Raw genomic sequence first — 16061 nt, 5'->3', positions numbered from 1 at the left:
GAGACCGTGGTGGCGCACCTGCTGATGCTCACCCGCGCGGCCTCCCCCGGGGAGGTCCTGCCCGCCCTTGACCTGCTGGGGCACGAGGTCCGCTGCGCCGCCCCCCGGGCCGCCGCGGCCGCAGCCCGCCCGGAGGCCGAGGCCTTCCTGCTGGACGCGACGACGGCGCTGACCGAGGCGCGCTCCCTGGCTCGCTCCCTGGCGGACCTGGTGCCGGGGGTGCCGGTGATGGCGGTGCTCACCGAGGGCGCGCTCACGGCCGTCTCCCCCGCGTGGTCCCTGGCCGACGTCGTGCTGGCGGGGGCGAGCCCGGCGGAGGTCGACGCGCGGGTGCGCCTGTTGCTCTCCGCCGAGCCGGGTACCGGGGCCGGGGAGGACGAGGCGATCCGCTCCGGCGGCCTGGAGGTGGACCCGGCCGGGTACCGGGCGAGCATGGACGGGCGGCCGCTGAACCTGACGTTCCGCGAGTTCGAGCTGCTCAAGCACCTCGCGCAGAGCCCCGGGCGGGTGTTCAGCCGGGAGCAGCTGCTCCAGGACGTGTGGGGGCAGGACTACTTCGGCGGCACCCGCACCGTGGATGTGCACGTGCGGCGGTTGCGGGCGAAGCTCGGCGCGGACCGGGAACAGCTGATCGTGACGGTCCGCAACGTCGGATACCGCTTCTCCGGTGGCCCCGAACAGGGCTGAGGCGCGGCACGCGGGGTGGCGGCGGGGCCAGTGACGGCCCGGGACCAGCGGGACCCTGGGCCCGGCGCGTAGGCCTGCAGGTCCGTAGGGTGGGGCCCATGGCCCCGACCCCCGCAGACGCCGCCTCCCCCGCCGATCCCCGCCCCACCCCGGCACCGCCGGCACCCCGCGCAGACCGGCCGGGTGCCGTCGTCGTGGAGGAGCCGGCGGCGTCCGAGGCGACCGCCGCCCAGATCCTGGCCCTGGCCGATCGCGCCCACCGGGCCGACGGGCACCCCCCGCTGAACGACCAGACCCGCGCCGTGCTCGCCCGCGGCGGCCAGCGCTGGTGGGCCGTGGTGCCGGACCCTGCCGGCGACGACGGTCCTCTCGGGGCCGCCGTGCTCGTGCCCGAGGGCGCCGAGGACGGCCCCGGCGTCGTGGAGCTCGTGGTGGACCCGCTCCGGCGCGGGGCCGGGATCGGGACGGCCTTGGCGGACGCAGCCGCCGCGGCGGTGCGCTCCCGCGGTGAGGAGGCGACCACGAGCGTGTGGGCGCACGGCGACCTGCCCGGGGCGCGGCCGCTCGCCCGACGCCACGGGCTGCGCCCGGTGCGGGAGCTGCGACGGCTCCGGCTGCACCTGCCCGAATCCGGACCCCTGCCGCCGGCCCTGCTGCCCGAGCAGGTGCGGATCCGCGCCTTCGTTCCCGGCCGGGACGAGCAGGCCTGGCTGGAGCTCAACGCGGCTGTCTTCGCCCACCACCGGGAGCAGGGGGCGATGACGCGTGCCGACCTCGAGGACCGCCTACGCCAGGACTGGTTCGACCCCGACGGCCTGCTGTTGGCCGAGGACGCCGACGGCACGCTGCTGGGATTCCACTGGACCAAGGTGGAGGCCCCGCAGGACGGCAGGGAGCCGGTGGGCGAGGTGTACGTCCTCGGCGTCGGACCGGCCGCACAGGGCCGCGGACTCGGGCGGGCGCTGACCCTGGCGGGACTGCACCACATGGCCGGGCGCGGGGTGGAGACGGTGGACCTCTACGTGGACGCGGACAACGCCGCGGCCACCGCCCTCTATGCGGGGCTGGGCTTCCGCACAGCCGACGTGGACGTGCAGTTCCGCCGCTGACCTGCGCCGGGATCGGGACGCGCCGCGGCGGCGGCGCGGTCCCCTATCCTGGTCCCGCCCACCCCTCGTGACCGGGGCCGTGCCGCCGCGCCGGCCCACCCAGGAACGGACCAGCATGCCCACCACCGCCTCGGACCGCACCGCCGCCTGGTCCACGCAGGACCACCGCGTGTCCGCCCCCGACGCCGACGTCCTCGCCGCCGGCGTGATCCCCTGGCGCCGTGCCGGCAAGGGCATCGAGGTGCTGGTGATCCATCGCCCCCGCTACGACGACTGGTCCTGGCCCAAGGGCAAGCTCGACCCCGGGGAGACCCTGCCCGAGTGCGCCGTGCGCGAGGTCCACGAGGAGGTCGGCCTGGCCGTGCGCCTGGGGATCCCCCTGGCGGTGACCGCCTACACCGTCAGCGGCCGCAAGCGGAAGGGGCCGCTGTCCAAGGAGGTCTGGTACTGGGCCGCCGACGCGACCGGCCTGGAGGCCCGCCCCGACGGCGACGAGGTGGACCAGGCCCGCTGGGTCACCCCCGCCCACGCCGCGGAGCTGCTGACCAACGAGACCGATCTCGAGCCCCTCGAAGCCCTCACCGCGGCCGCCGACCGGGGCCGGCTGCGCACCACCGCGCTCGTGGTCCTCCGCCATGCCAAGGCCAAGCCGCGCTCGTCCTGGTCCCGTGCGGAGCAGGAGCGGCCGCTCGCGGCCACAGGCCGGCGTCAGGCGCTCTCCGTGGCCTCACTGGTGCAGGTGTGGGCCCCCGAACGGCTCGTTTCCTCCCCGTGGCGGCGCTGCGTGGAGACCCTCGCCCCCACCGTCAAGGCCACCCGCCTGCCGCTGAAGACGAAGTCCGCGTTCACCGAGACCACCGCCCGGGAGAAGCCCAAGAAGACCCGCCGCGTGTTCCGGGACCTGCTGGGCCGGCGTCGTCACCAGGTGGTGTGCACGCACCGCCCCGTACTGCCCGTGCTGCTCGACCAGATCCACGACGCCGCCGCCCACCCGGCCCGGCCGATCCTGCGGGCCTTGCCGGACACGGACCCATATCTGCGCCCCGGCGCAGTGATCGTGCTGCACCAGGCCAGCGACGGGGCGATCGTGGCCGTCGAGGTCTACGACCCCTGGGACGACTGAGCCCACAGGCCTAGGCTTCGAGCCATGGACACCACCACCCCACCCCCGGAGAAGATCGCCCACGAGCGCCTGAGCCTGCGCCGTGACCCCGACCGTCAGCGCTACGAGCTGCGCCAGGACGGCACGTTCATCGGGTTCCTCGGCTACGACGTCGCCCAGCGCCCCGGTGCCGAGGGCGCAGAACCAGAGACCGTGGTGCGGCTGCAGCACACGATCATCGACGAGGCCCACAGCCGCAAGGGCTACGCCCGGGCCCTCGTGACCCTCGTGCTGGACCGGCTGCGCGCCGAGGGCGAGTACATCTCCCCCGAGTGCTCCTACGTGGTGGACTACCTGCGCCGCTACCCCGAGTACCAGGACATGGTGCGCGAGGTCTGAGCGCCGGCGGCGGTCGGGCGCGGGCCGGGGCGTGGGCCGGGCACGACGACGGTACGCATCGCAAGGAGGCATGTGTACCACCGTATTGATACAGTGGCACTGATGGCCCCGACCCGGCCGCATGCCCTCCGGAGGTCCCCATGGCAGTCCTGCTCTTCCTCGGCGTCCCCCTCATGCTGGCGGCCACCTGGTACTCCGCCCGCCGCACCATCGTCACCGCCGTGGAGTCGGCCGGTCCGGCCCAGCCCCAGCCCGGCGAGGGCTCGACCTCCGACGCCCGATGGGCGGTCCGCGTGCACGGGCTCGTCACGGCCCTGGCGGCCCTCCCCTTCACCCTGCTCGCCGCCGAATTCGCGGAGGTCTTCCCCATATCGGATCCGGAGACGGTGCCGCAGCCCCTGGGCGGAGGCTGGTTCGGCATCACCGTCCACCCCTCCGCGGCCGGCACGACCCTCATGGCCGTGATGGCACCGCTGGCCGTCGGGGCGATCCACGCCGTCGGATCCCGCGTGTTCCCCTCCCCCCGCGGCGATGTCCGGCGCGCCGGACTCGCCCCCCGGCGCCTGCGGCCCCTGCTCGACCGCACCCTGCTGGCTCTCGGCGGCGGGCTGCTCACCCTGGCCGCCGCCCTCGCGGCCGTGCTCGCCGCCGAGCCCGGGGTGCCCCGCCTCATCGAGCCCGAGGGGGCCGATGCGGAGCTGATGCGCACCGTCGCCGCCCTCCGGGCAGTCCCGGCCGGGTGGGAGCTGCTGCCGTGGATCGGCCTGGCCGTCCTGGCCACACTCGTGACCACCGCCCTGGTGCTGCGCGGGCTGGCCCGGCGCCGCCCCGTCCCCGGGCTGACCCCCGGGGAGGACACCGCCGCCCGCTGGGTCGCCGCGAACCGACTCCAGCGCACCGCCGTGCTGGTCCTGGCCCTGCAGCTGGCGGGCATGTGGAACCTGCTGGTCGGCTCGCGCACCGCACGCGACGACCTGGCTCGCCTCCTGCCCGACCACCCCGCGGCTCTGCCCGCCGGCCCACTCGCCCCCTGGATCGACGCCGCGGCCGTGGGTGGGACGGTCGCCCTCCTGGTGCTGGCCGTGCTCCTGGCGCTGTGGCGCTCCCCCGGGCTGCAGGTGCTGCGCCACGGCGAACGCGCCTCAGGCACCGACGGGAGCCCAGCGTGAACAGCCCGTCCCTCGAGGTGGACCTGCGCTCACCGGTGCCGCCCTTCGAGCAGATCCGCGCGCAGGTGGCCGCCCACGTGGGGGCCGGCACCCTGGCCCCCGGATCCGCCCTGCCCTCGGTGCGCACCCTCGCCGCAGACCTCGGGATCGCGCCGGGCACGGTGGCGCGCGCCTACCGGGAGCTGGAGGCGGCCGGCGTCGTGCAGACCCTGCGCGGACGCGGCACCCGGGTGGCGGACACCCCGCCCGGCCCCGACGAGGCCGCGGTGGAGCGGACCCTGCGGGAGGCCGTCCAGGCCGCCCGGGCCGCCGGCTGGGACGCGGACCGGGTGCGCCGGACCGTCGCCCAGGCCCTGGACGCGGCCGCTCGGTAGACTGCCCCGGGTGAGCATCCCGACCCCCTACGAGGACCTCCTCGCGGACGTCCTGGCCAACGGCACACTCAAGACGGACCGCACCGGCACGGGAACCCGCAGCGTGTTCGGCCGCCAGCTGCGCTTCGACCTCGCCGAGTCCTTCCCCCTGATCACCACCAAGAAAGTCCACTTCCGCTCCGTGCTGCTGGAGCTGCTGTGGTTCCTGCGCGGCGACTCCAACGTGCGCTGGCTCCAAGAGCGCGGCGTCACCATCTGGGACGAATGGGCGGACGAGAACGGGGACCTCGGCCCCGTCTACGGCGTGCAGTGGCGCTCCTGGCCCACCCCCGACGGCGGGCACATCGACCAGATCGCGAAGGTCGTGGAGCAGATCCGCACCCGCCCCGACTCCCGCCGGCACATCGTGACCGCCTGGAACCCGACCGAGGTAGACCAGATGGCCCTGCCCCCCTGCCACGCCCTGTTCCAGTTCTACGTGGCCCCGGACCCCGACGGCGGCCCCGGCGTGCTCTCCTGCCAGCTCTACCAGCGCTCGGCAGACCTGTTCCTCGGCGTGCCGTTCAACATCGCCTCCTACGCGCTGCTCACCCTCATGGTGGCCCAGCAGACCGGGCTCACCCCGGGCGAGTTCGTGTGGACCGGCGGGGACTGCCACATCTACACCAACCACGAGGAGCAGGTGCGCGAGCAGCTCTCCCGGGAGCCCCTCCCCTACCCGCAGGTGCGCCTGCGCCGCACCCCGGAGGACCTGTTCCACTACGTCGAGGAGGACGTGGAGCTCGTGGACTACCGCCACCACCCCGCCATCAAGGCCCCGGTGGCCGTCTGATGGGACCCCACGACACCGCACCCCGCCAGACCATCGGCATGATCTGGGCGCAGAGCCCCACCGGCGTGATAGGCGTGGACGGCACCCTGCCCTGGCACCTGCCCGAGGACCTCGCCCGCTTCAAGGCCCTCACCGACGGGCACCCCGTGATCATGGGGCGGCGCACCTGGGATTCCCTCCCGGCGGCCGCCCGCCCCCTGCCCGGGCGCACGAACATCGTGCTCAGCCGCACCCTCACCGCCACCGACGACGCCGCCGCGGACCTGCGTGCGGCCGGCGCCGTCGTCGTCCAGGACTTCGGGGCCGCACTGGCGGCCGCCGCCGAGGCCGACGGGCTGGACCTGGTGTGGGTGATCGGCGGGGTCAGCCTGTTCGAGGCCGCGCTGGACGTGGCCACCCGCGCCGAGATCACCCGGGTGGACACAGAGGTCACCGGCGACACGTACGCCCCCGGGCTCGACGGGCGCTGGCGAATGACCGCCGCCGACCCCGGCCCGGGCGAATGGGCGCACTCCCGCACGGGCCTGCCCTACCGGTTCGAGCGGTGGGAGAGGGAGCGATGAGCGCACCGAACAGAAGCCACCGCGACGAGGCCCGCCGGAACGCGGACGAGACCGAAACCCGCAGCCCCCGAGGCGCGGGCCTGATCGACGCCCAGGCCGTCGCGTTCCTCGCGCTCGTGGCGTTCCCCGTGCTCGCGTTCGTGTGCGCGGTGATGGGCCTGGTGCTGGTGCTGCAGGGCAAGACCGTGGCCGGGCTCGTGTTCCTGCTTGTGCTGACCCAGGTGTTCGCCGTGGCCGGGCTGATGACCTGGGCGCGCCGCCGTCGTTCCCGGCAGGACGCCGCCGACGGCCGGTAGCCTGGACGGCATGACCGTCACCGACGCCTCCTCCGCGCCCCTGCCCGTCTCCTCCGCCGCCACGCCCACCGTGGGCTTCGTGGGCTGGCGAGGCATGGTCGGCTCCGTGCTCATGCAGCGCATGGCCGAGGAGGGGGACTTCGCCCGGGTGAACCCGGTGTTCTTCTCCACCTCCAGCGCCGGCGGCCCCGCACCGACCTTCGAGGGCATGACCGGCGACGCCGGCACCCTCCAGGACGCGTACGACGTCGACGTGCTGCGGACCCTGCCGATCATCGTCAGCGCCCAGGGCGGGGACTACACCCAGCAGGTGCACCCGCGCCTGCGCGCCGCCGGCTGGGACGGGATCTGGATCGACGCCGCCTCCACCCTGCGCATGGAGGACTCCTCCGTGATCGTGCTCGACCCCGTGAACCGGCACGTGATCGACGCGGCGCTCGCCGACGGGACCAAGGACTTCATCGGCGGCAACTGCACCGTGTCCTGCATGCTCATGGGCCTGGGCGGGCTGTTCCGCGCCGGACTCGTGGAATGGGGCACCGCCATGACCTACCAGGCGGCCTCCGGCGGTGGCGCCCGCCACATGCGCGAGCTGCTCACCCAGTACGCGGCCCTGGGCGGCGTGGTGGCCGACGAGCTCGCGGACCCGGCCTCGGCGATCCTGGAGATCGACCGCAAGGTGCTCCAGCTGCAGCGCTCCGGAGACCTCGACGCGAGCCGCTTCGGTGTGCCGCTGGGCGGTTCGCTCATCCCGTGGATCGACTCCGACCTCGGCAACGGCGTGTCCCGGGAGGAGCAGAAGGCCTTCGACGAGACCAACAAGGTGCTCGGGCTGACCGGGGCCGAGCGGATCCCGTTCGATTCGCTGTGCGTGCGGATCGGTGCCATGCGCTCCCACTCCCAGGCCCTCACCCTCAAGCTCACCCGGGACGTGCCGCTCGACGAGGTCACCGAGATCATCGCCGAGGGCACCGCGTGGGCGAAGGTCGTGCCGAACGAGAAGGAGGCCTCCATGCGGGACCTCACCCCGATCGCGGCGACCGGCACCCTGGACATCCCCGTGGGACGCCTGCGGAAGCTGAACATGGGCCCGGAGTACCTGTCCGCGTTCACCGTGGGCGACCAGCTGCTGTGGGGGGCCGCCGAGCCGCTCCGCCGCATGCTCATGATCGCCACCGGCGACCTCTGAGCCCTCGCGTAGGTCCTTCCCCCTGCCAGAGGGCTCACGGGCTCGCGCCGACGCCCCTCACGCGCTCCACTCTCTCGCGACCCCTCCCACCCCTGCTCTCTCGCGCGAACCAGAGAGTACGGCTCACCCCCATCCCGCGAACCAGAGAGTACGGCTCCGAATCAGGTCGATTCGGGGCCATACTCTCTGGTTCGCGCACACAAGGGGGGCGGGGGGCGGGGGAGAACGCAAGGGGCGGGGCGTGCACGAGGGGACGAGGGACCGCACCACGCGTGGGTGCCTCCCTACATCTGAGCGCCCCCACGACACGTGAGTGTCTCCACCACACCTGAGCGCCCCCACGACACGTGAGCGCCCGCGTCTCAGAGGCGGGTGCCGATGATCATCGGCTCGTGGTGCAGCTCCACGCCGAAGCGCTCGCGCACGCCGTCGCGCACGGCTCGGGCGATGGTCAGCACGTCCTCGGTGCTCGCCCCGCCCCGGTTGGTCACCGCGAGCGTGTGCTTCGTGGACAGGGACGCCCGCCCCCCGGCCAGCCCTGTCCCGTCCGGTCCACGCCCGTCGGGGCCGCCCTCACGCGGGGCCACCTCGGGCAGGCCGAAGCCCCTGCCGTAGCCGGCGTGGTCGATCAGCCAGGCGGCGGAGAGCTTCACCAGTTCGGTGCCGTCCGGCGCGGTCCCCGCCGCGAACGCCGGGGCACCCTCGGGCAGCCGTGCCCGCACCGAAGCCGGCACGATCGGGTTCGTGAAGTAGGAGCCGGTGGACCAGGTGTCGTGGTCCTCGCCATCGGACACCATCCCCTTGGAGGCGCGCAGGGCCAGGACCTGCTCCCGCACGGTGCGCAGGCCCGCCTGTGAGCCCTCCTCCACGCCGAGCGCCTTCGCGAGCTGCGCGTACCGCACGGGGGCGGTGGGTTCGGCCCCGGAGGCCGCACGGCGCAGCCGCAGGTCGATGGACAGCACGATCCACCGGGGGCTGGGCGCACCGGAGTCCACCATGGAGCGCTTGATGATCGAGTCCCGGTAGCCGAAGCGCAGCTCATCCGCGCTCAGCTCCACGACCGCCCCTCCCCCGGGCGCCTGACGGTCCCAGGCACGCAGGGACACGAGCACCTGGGACACGTCCGCCCCGTAGGCGCCCACGTTCTGCACCGGTGTGGCCCCGGCCGAGCCGGGGATCCCGGAGAGCGCCTCGATGCCGGCCAGTCCGTGCTCCACGGTCCAGGCGACGGCGTCGTCCCAGCGGTGCCCGGCGGCCACCCGCACGACGACGGCGTCCCCGCCCCGGTCGGTCGCGTCCGGTTCGGCCATCTCCGGGTCAGTCTCACCCTCGCCGAGCACCTCGAGGCCGTCGAAGGCCATGTGCACCACGGTGCCCTCGAAGCCGGCGTCGGCCATGAGGGTGTTCGAGCCGCCGCCGAGCACGAACAGGGGCTCGCCCGCGGCGTCGGCGGCGCGGACGGCCTCCACGGCCGCGGCCTCGGAGCGGGCGCTCACCCAGCGGCGGGCAGGCCCGCCCACGCGCGTGGTGGTGTGGTCGGCCAGGCGTTCACTCACGCCCCGGCCCCCTCGCCCTCGGCCGCGTCTGCGACACCGGCCTCGGCACCGTCGGCCAGGCGCACCAGGGCCTGGGCCTTCGTGAGCACGCGCGGCTTCTCCTGGGCCGGATCCTCCACGGTGAGGTCCACGCGGACGGTGCCGGCGGCCTCATCCACGGCCCCCACCACCCCGCGGATCCGCAGCACGGCACCGGGCACGGGGGCGCCGTCGTCGTCGGTGAGGCCGGTGGTGTCCTGCACTGGGACCATGGAGGTGAAGCGCGTCTGGCAGTCCACCACCGCGCCTGGGTCTCCGGCCCAGTCGGCGACCATCTGCATGGCCGTGCCCATGGTGAGCATGCCGTGGGCGATCACGCCCGGCAGGCCCACGGACTCGGCGAAGGACTGGTTCCAGTGGATCGGGTTGTGGTCCCCGGAGGCGGCCGCGTAGGCGACCAGCCCGGCGCGGGTCAGCGGGATCTCACGCTCGGCCACCACGTCGCCCTTGGCGAGGTCGGCCAGCACGGGGCGGGCGGGGGCCTGGGTCTCGGGCGCGGTCATCAGGACTCCTCCCCGCGGACCAGCAGGGTGGAGCGCACGTCGGAGACGGGCTCGCCCGCGGCGTCCGCGATGCTCGTGACGGTGGTGACCATCCGGTGGCCCCCCAGCTGCTTGACGGCCTCCACGCGTACCCGCCCGGTGAGCTCGTCTCCGGCGACGATCGGCCGGTGGTGGGTGAAGCGCTCGTCCGCGTGCACCACACGGGAGAAGTCGATGCCGACCTCCGGGTCCGCGACGACGGCGGCCTCGGCGCGCTGGGCGACGACCACGGCGAAGGTGGGCGGGGCCACGAGGTCCGCGTGCCCCAGGGCACGGGCGGCGTCGACGTCCCGGTGGGCGGGGTGGCTGGCCTGCACGGCGTCCGCGAAGGCTCGCACAGCCTCACGGCCGACCTGGTAGGTCGGCGCGGGCGGGTACTCGCGCCCGGCGAGGGACTCGGCGTCGCTCACGGTGGCTCCTCTGGTCTGGGGGGTGGGACGGAGTGCCGCGCGGCGGGGCCGGCGACGGCGTCCTCCAGCCTACCGGCCGCCCGTCCGGGACTGCCCGGTCCCACCCTGACGACGCGCGGCCTGCCGCACGCGCACGGTCTGCGCGGCCAGGTGCACGAGCACGCCCAGACCCAGCACGCCCAGGGCCGCGAAGGACACCGGCGGGCGGTGCATCAGGGCGCCGACGACGGAGAGCACGATGCCCACGAGGAACAGGCCGCTGCCGGTGAGCAGCAGCCGGCGGTACAGGGCCGAGCCGTTCTGCCACGGGGACACGAAGCCGGCGGGGGCGGAGGGGCGGTCCGGGGTGGTGGGCATGGGCCCGAGTCTACGGAACGCACCGGCCCGCGTGCCGGGCCCGGGAGCCGGGCGCGGGCGTCAACGCAGGCGGCGGATCCCGGCCTTCTCGAGGCCGCGGCCGAGCAGGGCGGCGAGGTCGTAGCCGGAGTGGTCCACACCGGGCAGCACTGTGCGGGCGGTCCGGGTGAAGCCGGCCTGCCGGTAGGCCTGCTCGCCCAGGGCGGTGGCCTGCAGCGCGGACCAGGTGGCCGGCCAGGTGGCGCCGACGCCGTCGCGGTCCCCCACGAACCACTCCAGGCGCACGGACTGGCGGAACGCGGCCGGGGGCATCGCGTAGAAGCGGGTCTTGCCGGCGTCCTCCACGCCGCCGCCGGCCACCATCACGGCGCCGCCGCCGGTGACCGTGTTCTCGGGCGCGCGGGCGAAGAACTCGAAGGTGAGGAACTCGGCCCCGCCCGAGTAGCCCAGGAACCAGTGCCGGGAGCGGTCGAGCATCGGGTGCGCCCGGTACAGGGTGCTCAGCAGGGAGGACAGCCACACGTTGTTGCCCTGGCGCTCGGTGTCCCACCACCACAGGTAGCCGTAGCCCTCGCGGCGCGGACGCGGCGTCTGGGGCACCACGAGCACCATGTTGCGGCGGTTGGCCTCCGCGGCCAGGGCCACGGCCCGCGCCCCGGTCGGGGTGAGGTAGACGGAGTCCTTCGCATACCAGTAGTCGCCCTCGAGGTACACGGCCATGCCCACCGGCTTGGACCAGTCGATCCCGTCGGCCACCACGTGGTAGCCGTAGGTGCGGCCGTCGGCGGTGTGGCTGCGGCCGCGCACCGTCACGGGCACCGCGGGCTCGGCCACCTGGGCCGACGTCGGCGCGGGGCCGGCCGCCAGCGCGGCGGCGGGCATCCAGCCGGCGCCCTGGGCGTGGCGCACGTTCACCCAGGTGCCGCGGGCGTCCCCCATGAGCCCGACGACGGCGCCGGCCTCGAGCCGGAAGCGCACCGCCGCCGTCGCCGACGCCGACCAGCGCACCCAGGCGGAGGCGGCCACGCGCAGGCGCTGGGTGGTGTGCACGGCCGGCAGCGTCGCACCGGGCAGTGCCAGCGCAGCGGCCTTCACCCAGCCCACGCCGAGGGCGTGACGCACCCCGTACCAGGCGCCGTTGACCCGGCCCGTGAGGGAGACCGCACGGCCGCGGCCCACGAGGAAACGCCACGGATGGGCGTCGCCGGCCCCGGAGCGCACGAACAGCACCTCCGCGGCCTGCATCCGCATGCCGTCCACCGGGTCCGGGCCCAGGACGGACTCGAGGACGAAGCCCAGGCCGAGCCGGTGCCGCACCCCGACCCACGCCCCGTTGCGGTAGCCCGTGAGGCTCACACGCGTGCCCGCGGCCAGGCGGAAGCGCACCGGGGCCGCGGCGTTCGCACTCGAGCGCACGGCGGTGGGCACGAGCACACGGCGGGCCTCGCCAGCGGTGACGGCGCCAGCCGGGACGGCGGCCATCACAGCCGCCGAGCCGAGCATGCCGGCCGCTCCCAGACGCAGGACGCGTCGGCGGTGCAGCACGGCAGGGGCAAGGGTGGTGGGCATGGCAGGTCCTCGGTACGGCGGCGGAGACGACGATGGCCCGGACCTCATAGGTCCGGGCCATCCGCGGTAGCGGCGGGGGGACTCGATCCCCCGACCTCACGATTATGAGTCGTGCGCTCTAACCAGCTGAGCTACGCCGCCACGACATGAGAACGCCCGCGCTCGCGGCGCAAGCCGAGAGAACGGGCTCTCATATCAGAGCCCCGACCGGGAATCGATCCCGGGACCTCCATCTTACCAAGATGGCGCTCTACCACTGAGCTATCGGGGCAACGAGGTGAGACTCTATCAGAGCCTCACGCCCGCGTGCAAATCGGGTGTCGGTCAGCGGCGCGGACCGCGATCACGGCGCTGCTCGGAGCCCCAGCGGGGCTTCTTGCCGCCCGTGCCGGCGCCGCGGAACCCGCCGCGCTCCTCGCGGTCCTTCCGGAAGCCGCCACGGTCCTCACGGTCCTTGCGGTAGCCCCCACGGTCCTCGCGGTCCTTGCGGAATCCCCCACGGTCCTCACGGTCCTTGCGGAAGCCCCCGGAGCGCTCAGGACGCTCGCCACGGTCCTTGCGGAACCCCGGACGCGAGGCGCGGAACCCGCCACGGCCGCCGTCGTCGTGCCCGCGGTCCTCGCGCTCCTCACGCGTGGGCCGGCCGGTGTCCTTGCGCAGGTTCAGGCGACGGCCGTTGATCTCGGCCCGGGCGGCCGCATCCAGCTGGGAGGGGGTCAGGTCCGCCGGGAGCTCGACGAGCGCATGGTTGCCGCGCAGGTCGATCGCACCGATCGCCGACGCCGGCAGACCGACCTCGTTCGCCAGGGCGCCCACGATGTTGCCCGGGCGCACGCGGTCCTGGTGGCCGACACCGATCCAGTACGTCGCGTTGCCGGCGGCCGGCTCCCGGCGCGGGCCGCGGGAGCCACGCCCGTCCCCGCGCGCACCACGATCCTCACGGTCCCGGCGGCCCTCGCGGCGGTCCTCACGGTCCCGGCGTCCCCCCGCGGGGATCTCGTCCTGGGCGCCCAGCAGCGCCCGCCCGCCCTGGGACATCAGCGCCAGCGCGGCGGCCACACGGGCCGGATCGGCCTGCTTCTCCGCCACGTAGTCGGTCACGAGCTTCTCGAACAGGTCGAGGTCCCGGCCCGAGGCGGACTCGAGGGTGGCGGTGATCTGCTCGCCCACGCGTCCCAGACGGGCCTCGTTGACCTGCGCCACCGTGGGCACCTGCATCTCCTCGACCGACTGGCGCGTGGTCCGCTCGATCTGCTTGAGCAGGTACCGCTCACGCGGGGTGACGAACAGCACGGCGTCACCCGTGCGCCCGGCGCGACCGGTGCGGCCGATGCGGTGCACATAGGACTCGGCGTCCTGCGGGATGTCGTAGTTCACCACAAGAGAGATGCGCTCCACGTCGAGGCCGCGGGCGGCGACGTCGGTGGCCACGAGGATGTCCACCCGCCCGGCCTTGAGGTCTTCGACGATCTTCTCGCGCTGCTTCTGGGCGACATCACCCGAGAGCGCCACTGCGGTGAAGCCGGCCTGGTTCAGGCGCTGGGAGAGCTCATCCGTGCCGGCGCGGGTGCGCACGAACGCAATGACGCCCTCGTGCTGCTCCGTCTCGAGGATGCGCGTCATGGCCTCGAACTTGCGCTGATGCGCGATCTGCACATAGCGCTGACGGATGGTCGAGGAAGTGGTGGACTGGCGGGCCACGGCCACCTCCTCCGGGTTGTGCAGGTACTGCGCGGAGATCCGGCGGATCGCCGGGGGCATGGTCGCGGAGAACAGCGCGGTCTGCTTGGAGTCCGGGGTGTCCGCGAGGATGCGGTCCACCTCCTCCGCGAAGCCCATGCGCAGCATCTCGTCAGCTTCGTCGAGCACGAGGGTCTGCAGCTGGGAGAGGTCCAGGTTGCCGCGCTCGAGGTGGTCGATCACACGGCCCGGGGTGCCCACCACCACCTGCGCGCCGCGACGCAGGGCGCTCAGCTGCGGCCCGTACGGGGCACCGCCGTAGATCGCGACCACGGAGACGTCGTCGAGGTGCTTGGCGTAGGCGTCGAAGGCCTCGGCCACCTGCAGGGCCAGCTCGCGGGTCGGGGCGAGGGCGAGGATCTGCGGGGCGTCGGCACGCCCGGTCACGTCCGAGGTCTCGGCCAGCCGGGACAGCGCCGGCAGGGCGAACGCGCCGGTCTTGCCCGTGCCGGTCTGGGCCAGGCCCACGACGTCGCGGCCGTCCAGCAGCAGCGGGATGGTCGCCTCCTGGATGGGCGAGGGGGCGGTGTAGCCGAGGTCGTCGACGGCGGCCAGCACGCGGGCGTCCAGGCCGAGCTCGAGGAACGTGGGGCCGGACGGCTCGGGCTCGGCCGCGGGGGCCTCGGGCTCGGTCTCGGACTCGGTGACAGCCGCGGACTCGGTGGCAAGGGTGGACTCGGTGGGCTCCGTGGTCTCGGCGGACTCGGTGGTCTCGACGCTCTCCACGGCCTCGGTGGTCTCGACGCTCTCCACGGTCTCGGCGGCCTGCTCCGGCGCGACGGTCTCGTCGGCGGGGGTGTGCGAGGGCTGGGTGGTCATGGATCCTCCTGGAGGAGTGCGCAGGCAGCACGGCGCGACGGCGGTCGCGGGTCGGCGTCACGGCGGTGCAGGCTCTGCTGGGCGGGTTGGAACCGTTCACCCGGCGAGCCCCCGGGGCCGCGACGTTCGCGGCCCGCACACACATCTGCACGACATCTGCATCCATCGGCGTGGCTCACGCGTCCACGCTCGTCATCTCCAAGGGGGGGAGGTACCGGATCCGGTCCGTCCACTGTACGCGAGGTCCGGCCCAGACCCCAGGCCGGGACGGTGTGCCGTCGGCCACCCCGCCCGGAGGAACGGACCCCGACCGAGGGCCACGAGGCGGACACGCGCTCGGCCGAAGAGGTGCCGGGCCGGAGGGGCGTTGGGCCGGATAGGCTCGGGGTGTGGCAGAGAACAGCAGGCAGCACCGTTTCGCCCGCGCCGCCGGACGCGCCGCGCGGGCCTTCCAGGAGAGCCAGGCGGCCGACCGCGCCGCCCGGCGTCAGGCCGAGCAGACCGCGGCGTCCCCCTCCCCCGCGCCCGGCCCGCGCGTCGGAGCCCCGCAGGCTGGGAGCCCGTCCGCTGCGGACACCCTCCGCAAGCGCACCGCCCGGTGGGGAGCCCAGGCCAGTCAGGCCGCCGGTGAGGCCGCCCGCGACTTCCGCCGACGGCAGGCCGCCGACGATGCCCGCCTGGCCCAGGTCCGCGAACGTGCCGCCGCCGAGGACGAGGAGCGGCTGCAGGCCCGGCGTGCCGAGCGTGAGCGGGCCCTCGACGCCCGTGACGCCGCCGAGGCCGGGCTCGTGCACCCGCTGCTGCGCGTGGCACGCCTGTGGTGGACGGGCGTGGCCGTGCTCATCGCCGGCTTGGGCGGGGCATTCCTCTGGTATGGGGAGCGGGCGCGCAGATCCGGGGGCCCGGTGATCGACCCCCTCACGGGCGTGGAGTCGATCGGCCCCCTGGGCGGGGCCACGGGCCAGTTCACGATGGGTGCGCTGTGCCTCGTGCTGGCCCTCATGGCGCTGTGGGGTGTGGTGGGCCTGATGCGCCGCCGTCGGGCCGCCGTCTCCACCCTCACGTTCCTGGCGGTGCTGCTGGTGGTGCCGGCGCTGCTGCGGCCGAACGCCCTGTTCCTGCTGATGGGACTGGTGATGGCGATCGGTGCCGTGCTGGTCTGGCTGCCGCCGGTCCGTTCACGCCTGCGCCGCTGACCCCCACCCTCGCCCACACCACCGCTCCCTACACCACCGCTCCCTACACCTCCACGTCGGGGGGGGGGAGGGGGGGGGGGTCCGGGGGCAGACGGGCCCCCGCGCGCCCCCCC

Annotated in this window: 17 protein-coding genes and 2 tRNA genes; 11 read left to right on the top strand and 8 right to left on the bottom strand. The window is 74.5% G+C overall.

Annotated features, from left to right (window positions below; genetic code table 11):
- Positions 1-9 precede the first annotated feature (9 nt).
- From SPI96_RS07020 to asd, 10 genes are all read left to right on the top strand, one after another.
- A complete protein-coding gene (locus tag SPI96_RS07020; RefSeq protein WP_321081655.1) occupies positions 10-687 on the top strand; it encodes a response regulator transcription factor in 678 nt (225 codons plus the stop codon).
- A gap of 98 nt (positions 688-785) precedes the next feature.
- Positions 786-1796 (top strand): mycothiol synthase, encoded by a 1011-nt coding sequence (gene mshD / locus SPI96_RS07015; protein ID WP_321081654.1) that lies wholly within the window; start codon positions 786-788, stop codon positions 1794-1796.
- A gap of 115 nt (positions 1797-1911) precedes the next feature.
- The gene (locus SPI96_RS07010) at positions 1912-2919 is read left to right on the top strand and encodes an NUDIX hydrolase (protein WP_321081653.1); all 1008 of its coding nucleotides are present in this window, start codon (positions 1912-1914) and stop codon (positions 2917-2919) included.
- Positions 2920-2943: 24 nt separating this feature from the next.
- A complete protein-coding gene (locus tag SPI96_RS07005) occupies positions 2944-3297 on the top strand; it encodes a GNAT family N-acetyltransferase (protein WP_321081652.1) in 354 nt (117 codons plus the stop codon).
- Between the two features lie 140 nt (positions 3298-3437).
- Positions 3438-4466: a hypothetical protein gene (locus SPI96_RS07000; RefSeq protein WP_321081651.1), complete on the top strand. Its 1029-nt coding sequence runs from the start codon at positions 3438-3440 to the stop codon at positions 4464-4466.
- A complete protein-coding gene (locus SPI96_RS06995) occupies positions 4463-4840 on the top strand; it encodes a GntR family transcriptional regulator (protein ID WP_321081650.1) in 378 nt (125 codons plus the stop codon). The genes SPI96_RS07000 and SPI96_RS06995 overlap by 4 nt, the downstream gene beginning before the upstream one ends.
- Position 4841: 1 nt before the next feature.
- Positions 4842-5672 carry a thymidylate synthase gene (locus tag SPI96_RS06990; RefSeq protein ID WP_321081668.1) on the top strand — a complete coding sequence of 277 codons (831 nt, stop codon included), beginning with the start codon at positions 4842-4844 and terminating at the stop codon, positions 5670-5672.
- Entirely contained in the window at positions 5672-6235 is a 564-nt protein-coding gene (locus SPI96_RS06985; RefSeq protein WP_321081649.1) for a dihydrofolate reductase, read from the top strand. The genes SPI96_RS06990 and SPI96_RS06985 overlap by 1 nt, the downstream gene beginning before the upstream one ends.
- Entirely contained in the window at positions 6232-6531 is a 300-nt protein-coding gene (locus tag SPI96_RS06980) for an NF038396 family protein (protein ID WP_321081648.1), read from the top strand. Before SPI96_RS06985 ends, SPI96_RS06980 begins: the two co-directional genes overlap by 4 nt.
- A gap of 10 nt (positions 6532-6541) precedes the next feature.
- The gene (asd, locus tag SPI96_RS06975) at positions 6542-7720 is read left to right on the top strand and encodes an aspartate-semialdehyde dehydrogenase (RefSeq protein ID WP_321081647.1); all 1179 of its coding nucleotides are present in this window, start codon (positions 6542-6544) and stop codon (positions 7718-7720) included.
- 362 nt (positions 7721-8082) lie between these two features.
- Here the strand turns inward: asd and SPI96_RS06970 are convergent, their stop codons facing one another.
- From SPI96_RS06970 to SPI96_RS06935, 8 genes are all read right to left on the bottom strand, one after another.
- Positions 8083-9276, bottom strand: a complete 1194-nt coding sequence (locus SPI96_RS06970; protein ID WP_321081646.1) for a UDP-N-acetylmuramate dehydrogenase — start codon at positions 9274-9276, stop codon at positions 8083-8085.
- Positions 9273-9818, bottom strand: a complete 546-nt coding sequence (locus tag SPI96_RS06965) for a MaoC/PaaZ C-terminal domain-containing protein (protein WP_321081645.1) — start codon at positions 9816-9818, stop codon at positions 9273-9275. Before SPI96_RS06965 ends, SPI96_RS06970 begins: the two co-directional genes overlap by 4 nt.
- On the bottom strand, positions 9818-10267 hold the full coding sequence (locus SPI96_RS06960) for a MaoC family dehydratase N-terminal domain-containing protein (protein ID WP_321081644.1): 450 nt from the start codon (positions 10265-10267) through the stop codon (positions 9818-9820). Before SPI96_RS06960 ends, SPI96_RS06965 begins: the two co-directional genes overlap by 1 nt.
- A 69-nt stretch (positions 10268-10336) precedes the next feature.
- Positions 10337-10624 carry a hypothetical protein gene (locus SPI96_RS06955; RefSeq protein WP_321081643.1) on the bottom strand — a complete coding sequence of 96 codons (288 nt, stop codon included), beginning with the start codon at positions 10622-10624 and terminating at the stop codon, positions 10337-10339.
- A gap of 60 nt (positions 10625-10684) precedes the next feature.
- Positions 10685-12193, bottom strand: coding sequence for a hypothetical protein (locus SPI96_RS06950; RefSeq protein ID WP_321081642.1), 1509 nt, complete (start codon positions 12191-12193; stop codon positions 10685-10687).
- Positions 12194-12260: 67 nt separating this feature from the next.
- Positions 12261-12334 (bottom strand) — tRNA-Met (locus SPI96_RS06945).
- Between the two features lie 58 nt (positions 12335-12392).
- Positions 12393-12464 (bottom strand) — tRNA-Thr (locus SPI96_RS06940).
- Positions 12465-12517: 53 nt separating this feature from the next.
- On the bottom strand, positions 12518-14752 hold the full coding sequence (locus SPI96_RS06935; protein ID WP_321081641.1) for a DEAD/DEAH box helicase: 2235 nt from the start codon (positions 14750-14752) through the stop codon (positions 12518-12520).
- Between the two features lie 389 nt (positions 14753-15141).
- On the opposite strand from SPI96_RS06935, the gene SPI96_RS06930 reads away from it, so the two are divergent.
- On the top strand, positions 15142-15948 hold the full coding sequence (locus SPI96_RS06930; RefSeq protein ID WP_321081640.1) for a hypothetical protein: 807 nt from the start codon (positions 15142-15144) through the stop codon (positions 15946-15948).
- The last annotated feature ends 113 nt before the right edge of the window (positions 15949-16061 follow it).

Source organism: Micrococcus sp. (assembly GCF_034179925.1).
Classification (GTDB): domain Bacteria; phylum Actinomycetota; class Actinomycetes; order Actinomycetales; family Micrococcaceae; genus Micrococcus.
Note: the sequence above shows the minus strand (reverse complement) of the source record. Positions and strands in the feature narration are given on the sequence as shown.